The organism is Methylobacterium sp. CCH5-D2 (genome assembly GCF_001556475.1).
In the GTDB taxonomy this organism is placed as follows: domain Bacteria; phylum Pseudomonadota; class Alphaproteobacteria; order Rhizobiales; family Beijerinckiaceae; genus Methylobacterium; species Methylobacterium hispanicum.
The window spans coordinates 1-836 of the sequence record NZ_LSIX01000720.1 but is presented as its reverse complement, the minus strand read 5'-3'; the positions used below and the strand labels follow the sequence as shown (position 1 = coordinate 836).

Below are 836 nucleotides of genomic sequence, written 5' to 3'. Positions count from 1 at the left end.
CTCGAGTACCGCCGCTCCGGCCCACGACCGGGCCATTCCCCCACGATCGTGCTCCTTCACGAGGGCCTCGGTTCGGCCGATGGCTGGTGGCCGTTCGCCGACGCGCTCGCCGAGGCGTCGGGATGCCCGGTCCTCGCCTATTCCCGCGCGGGCTACGGACGATCGAGCCCGGTCGCCCTGCCCCGCCCCCTCGACTATCTCGAGCGCGAGGCGGCGGAGGTTCTCCCGCGCGTGCTCGACGCGGCCGGCCTCCGGCGCACCGTCCTCGTCGGCCACTCGGACGGTGCGACGATCGCCGCCCTCGCGGCCGCCTCGGGCGACCCGCGCGTTTCGGGGGCGGCCCTGATCGCGCCGCACGTCGTCGTGGAACCCGCGACGATCGAGGGCGTCCGACGTGCCAGGGCGGCCTTCGAGGCCGGCGGCCTCAGGCGACGCCTCGCGGCGCAGCACGCGGACGTGGACGGCGCCTTCCGGGGTTGGAGCGATGCGTGGCTCGATCCCGAGCGATGCCGCTGGGACGTCCGGGCGGCCCTGCGGCGCCTGAGCGTGCCTCTCCTGCTCATCCAGGGCGAGCGGGACCGGTACGGCACGACAGTGCAGATCGATGCCGTGGCCCGCGCCTGTCCGCATGCGGAGGTTCACCTCCTGCCCGCGCTGGGGCACGCCCCTCAGGATCAGGATCCCGCGCGCGTCCTCGCCCTCGTCTCGGGCTTCCTGCTCGGCAACGGACTCGCGTCATCGGCCCCGATGCCGGCCTCCCGTCGCCCGGACGGCGCCGCGGCGTGATCGGGGTCGATCGTCGGGCGGGTTCGGGGCGAGGCGGCCGACGCCAGCGC

Annotated in this window: 1 protein-coding gene; it reads left to right on the top strand. The window is 75.6% G+C overall.

Annotation, left to right across the window (positions count from 1 at the left end; translation table 11 throughout):
* On the top strand, positions 1–786 hold a 786-nt coding region (locus AX737_RS18980; RefSeq protein WP_066924123.1), incomplete at its 5' end, for an alpha/beta fold hydrolase.
* Between the last annotated feature and the right edge of the window lie 50 nt (positions 787–836).